The organism is Deltaproteobacteria bacterium (genome assembly GCA_016210005.1).
Taxonomy (GTDB): domain Bacteria; phylum Desulfobacterota; class Binatia; order HRBIN30; family JACQVA1; genus JACQVA1.
In genome coordinates this window covers 1-4,320 of the sequence record JACQVA010000185.1, presented here as the reverse complement: position 1 = coordinate 4,320, position 4,320 = coordinate 1, and the positions used below count along the sequence as shown (strand labels likewise).

Here is a 4,320-nt window from a genome sequence, read left to right as displayed (position 1 = left end):
GCGCTTCGCCGAGCTGGGTGCCCGTACTCGAATCACTCCCACCGGTGGGAGTGAACTCACCCGTGGCGTTGCGCGGCCAGAGCCGGCCCTGGTCCTCCGATTCCGCCGCCTCGGCCCGCGGGCCGGAAGCCGTCGCTGTTCTCACGGCCGACGGCTTCGGCTTCGCCTCTCCCTCGGACTCGGTTCGTCCGGCTTGCAACCCACTGCTGGGACGTGATGCGGCCTGGGCACGGTTCTTCTCCGGCGAGGCCGTCGCCGGCGCGCCCTCGGTCCCGAGGCGGCCGAGGGCTCGCAGTCCGTCCCTCGTCCGGCGGGCGGGCCGGAGCTCGGCGGCGATCGTCTCGATCTCCCGGCGAGATGCCCTGCTGATCCGCTCGAGCAACGACGCGTGGTTCTCCCCGGTGAGAAGCGGGGCGACATGCGCCACACCGCTCAGGTGGACTTTCCCGGAGAGCAGGAGCTCGCCGATCGCGGGGAACTGAGTCATCGCTCGCGCCACGGCAATCCGGCGTCCCGCCTCCGACTCCGACCAGCCGAGCTTGCCGGTGCAGTAGGCGAAGAGCGAGCGATAGCCGCGATCCACGTGGAGCCTCCTTCTCTCCACCTCGCTCAGGTGCAGCAGAATCTCCACGAGGATCCGCCCATCCTCGCGGGCGAGCTTCGAGAGTTCCAGCAACAGATTCTCATTGCCCAGAGCGGACAGCTCACTTCGACGGGTCCCGACTTCGAGCATCGCGAGTCCTCCTGTCTTGCCAGTATCGATGCGGCGAGAGGAAAGGTACCACGCGATTTCTCGAGGCCCGGAGAGGGCCCCCTCGAGCCCGATCTCCTGCTCGGATGAGGCGTGAGGAGAGAACGGGCTGTTTCGAGCCCGAAACCCCTCGGGAAAGCCTCCAGGAGCCGAGGATTGAGGGTCCCGCTCGAGACTGCCCGAGTCGTGTGAGGAGACTTGTCAAGCCTTTTCGTGCGCAGGGAATCAGGGGTTTTTGGCACGAAGTCGCATTCGACCGCTCGATGCCATCGAACGTGTCCTGCCGCACTTCATGGCAGCTTGGGGAAACTCCGGTGCTGGCCAAAGTACGCAATGAACCCGAAAGGTTGTCGAACAGATCTACTGGTGCGGGAGCGTGGCATCTGGGGCGCGCCTCGTCGCGCCCGCGTGCAGACTCCTTGTTGGTGCGGCGGAGGGAATCTCGAGGCATGTATCACCAGGGAGGTGCCACATGCCTGGTCCGCGACCGTCTCACACCCTCCGGCTGGCCGGAGGCGAGATTCACGACTTGCGGCAAAAATGCCGTAGACGTACAGCTGAGCATGGGCACGTAGAACGGTGCCGCATCATCTTGTTGTCCGGTGAGAACCGAGGCACCACTGAGATTGCCGAGCGCTTGGGGTGCGGTCGAGCCAAGGTACTGCGTTGGCAGGAGCGGTACTTGAAAGGTGGTCTCGAAGGCTTGGTGGAGAAGCCGAGGTCAGGTCGTCCCCCCCGCATTACATCTCTGGAGCGACACGAGGTGGTTTCGATGGCCTGTCGACTGCCGCCGGACTTCGGCGTCGAGCGAAGCCATTGGTCTCTCGACTCACTGCGCACTGCCGTACTGGAAAGCGGACGAGTCCAATCGATCGGCACGACATCGATCTGGAACATCCTCAACAAGGTGGACCTACGGCCCCAGAGCTTTCGTATGTGGATGTTCAGCCGCGATCCCCACTTCGACACGAAGATGCGAGACATCGTCGATCTCTACACGGTGCGAGCGCTTCAGGGCGAGACGGTGCTGTCTATCGATGAGAAGACAAGCATCCAGGCTCTTGAGAGAAAGTACCCCATTGTGGCGCCTGCGCCTGGCTACTCCGGGCTCTTCGAGTCCGAGTATATCCGGCATGGAACGACTTGCCTGTTCGCCTGTTTCAACGTTGGCACGGGCAAGGTTCTGGGATGGTGCAACGCGACCCGCAAGCAACCCGACTACTTGCGCTTCCTGGACATGGTCGCGGACACGTATCCCAGCGGCGCAGTCCATCTCATCGCGGATAACCTAAACACTCACGTCAGCCAAGCAGTCCGCGACTGGAATACCCGCCAAGGGAGCCGGTTCCAGCTCCATTTCACGCCCACCCATGCTTCCTGGATGAACCAGGTGGAAATTTGGTTTTCACTTCTCCAAAAGGAGCGGCTCAGGCACGGTAGCTTCCAGAGTGTTCCGGCCCTTGTCGGAACTCTCATGCGTTACATCGAGGAGTGGAACGAGAAACGTGCCCATCCGTTCAAATGGACATGGAAGGGCTACCCATTGCATCGAGGAACTCCACCGGTTGCACGATGGGTGAGACAGCGCAAGACTTCATCGGATGACCCCTCACCTGAAGCGAAGCATGCAACTGAGGGCCGAGCACCTGCAGGCCCTCCTGAACCAACGCTCATCGATGCAGGGATTGCTCACCCGTAGCCGAGGCAGCCACATCATCGTTTCACGCGAGGAGGTACAACCAAATCAGCCGCCCGTGATAGACGACCGCCTGCGCCTCACCTGGCTGCAGGGAGACTTCTACGGCCTCTCTTGTCGCGACTGGACGGGTCGGCGTTGGGAAAGCACTCCATTCGCCGGCACGGTAGAGGAACTTCTCGACGTCATCGAGAGCATCCTGCCGCATTTCATTGCTCCGTAGAAAGGCCCCGGTCAGGGCACGAGACGGGCACGGGAAACTGTTCGACTACTTCCCATGAGCTGTACTAGGCCTGTTCTTCTCGCCCACCATGGTCAGCGAGCTGGTGCGCAACTACATCCTCCGCGCCCAGCTCGGCAAGACCGGCTCCTGTCACCTGATTCGTCACTCGATGGCAACCCTGATGCTCGAAAACGGCGCCGATGTGCGCTTTCTGCAAGAACTGCTCGGCCACGCCCAGATCACCACCACCCAGATCTATACCCAGGTCAGCATCCGCATGCTCAAACAGATCCACGACGCCACTCATCCCGCCGCTCACCTGGCGCCCCGAACCCCGCCGCCAGCCTCTGTGCTTGCAGCCTCCGCGTCAGCCGCCGCGCCAGCCACCGCCGCCACCACGCAGGCCGCCAGCCCAGGGACCCAGGCCGACGAGCTGCTCGAGGAGCTGGCCGCCGAGGCCGACCAGGAGGAGTTGGAGCCGTGAACCCCCTTGCGCCAACCCTGGCCATGGCAGTACCAAGAAGCGTGATGGACTGGCCAAGACTCCCACCTTGCCCCTACCTGGACTTCCACGCCGAGGACGACGTGCGCGTGCGAGGCACCCGCATCGACCTGGCCTTCCTCATCGACGAGTACTACAAGGGCCGCTCCCCTGAGGAGATGGCCTGGGATTACCCCTCACTCCAGCTGGAGGCCATCTACGGCGTGCTCACCTACTACGTGGGACACAAGGACCCGGTCGACCAGTACGTCGCCTGCCAGCACCAGGCTTGCTACGAGAATTACCAGGCCTATCTCAAACAGCCGCCTAACCCCGTGATCGAGCGGCTGCGGGCCCTCAAGGCCGCCAAAAAGTCCGCGTGAGGCCCGTCGCACTGCTCTTCGACGAGCACCTGGAGAACGCCCTGCAGCTGGGCTTGCGCCGCCGCGCACCGGCCACGGACATCCTGCGGGTCGGCAGCTACGCGGCCCCGGCTTGCGGGAGCTCCGATCCCGAGCTTCTGCTCTGGTGCGAGCAAGAGCACCGGATGCTGGTGAGCCTGGACCGAAGGACCCTGCCCGGCCACTTCGCCGACCACCTGGCCGCCGGGCATCAATGCTGGGGCGTGCTGCTGTTGCGCCGGGGCCTCTCAACCGGCCTGGCCCTGGAGCAGCTGGAGCTCATCGTCGGCGCCTCCCAGGCCGAGGACTGGCTCGATCGCCTCACCTACTTGCCCTTCTGAGCCGCCATCGCTGGCTGCTTGCCCCTCTGGCAAACTTCTCCTTTCGCTGCTAGGCTTTCCAGCAGTGGAGCTACACCCGACAACACCACACGCAACCGCACGGATCGCCACCGTCGCCCAGGCCTGCGTCGGGGCCGCCGGGCTTCTGGCCGCGCTCGCCTGGCTGACCGGTGGACCTCTCGGGGCAACACCGTGCAGTCCCGAAACTCGCTACGGGGGGTGCCGGGCCGAAACCGGCGATAACACTGGCGTTATCTACCTCGTAATCCAGCATCGCAACAGGGGCAAAGGGCCTGCAGCTACGAGAACCGTGGTGGGGTTCACTTACCTGGACTACCGTAAACCCGACAACTCCCAGGTCTTCTTCGAGACCTTGACCTATGACGCGCGAAGCAACATCACGCGCCGCGTCGACGACGAGGGCACT

Annotated in this window: 5 protein-coding genes and 1 pseudogene; 4 read left to right on the top strand and 2 right to left on the bottom strand. The window is 63.6% G+C overall.

Annotation, left to right across the window (positions count from 1 at the left end):
- A partial coding sequence (locus HY699_18065) for a DUF222 domain-containing protein (GenBank protein ID MBI4517715.1) occupies window positions 1-733 on the bottom strand: 733 nt, incomplete at its 3' end.
- A gap of 610 nt (window positions 734-1,343) precedes the next feature.
- Here HY699_18065 and HY699_18060 point away from each other — a divergent pair.
- Complete coding sequence (locus HY699_18060; GenBank protein MBI4517714.1) at window positions 1,344-2,450, top strand: IS630 family transposase; 1,107 nt, start codon at window positions 1,344-1,346, stop codon at window positions 2,448-2,450.
- A gap of 22 nt (window positions 2,451-2,472) precedes the next feature.
- Here the strand turns inward: HY699_18060 and HY699_18055 are convergent, their stop codons facing one another.
- Complete coding sequence (locus HY699_18055; GenBank protein ID MBI4517713.1) at window positions 2,473-2,655, bottom strand: hypothetical protein; 183 nt, start codon at window positions 2,653-2,655, stop codon at window positions 2,473-2,475.
- Between the two features lie 103 nt (window positions 2,656-2,758).
- On the opposite strand from HY699_18055, the pseudogene HY699_18050 reads away from it, so the two are divergent.
- From HY699_18050 to HY699_18040, 3 genes and pseudogenes are all read left to right on the top strand, one after another.
- Window positions 2,759-2,983, top strand: a pseudogene (locus tag HY699_18050) (tyrosine-type recombinase/integrase).
- 215 nt (window positions 2,984-3,198) lie between these two features.
- Window positions 3,199-3,534 (top strand): DUF433 domain-containing protein, encoded by a 336-nt coding sequence (locus HY699_18045; protein MBI4517712.1) that lies wholly within the window; start codon window positions 3,199-3,201, stop codon window positions 3,532-3,534.
- Window positions 3,531-3,893 carry a DUF5615 family PIN-like protein gene (locus HY699_18040; GenBank protein MBI4517711.1) on the top strand — a complete coding sequence of 121 codons (363 nt, stop codon included), beginning with the start codon at window positions 3,531-3,533 and terminating at the stop codon, window positions 3,891-3,893. Before HY699_18045 ends, HY699_18040 begins: the two co-directional genes overlap by 4 nt.
- Window positions 3,894-4,320: the final 427 nt, after the last annotated feature.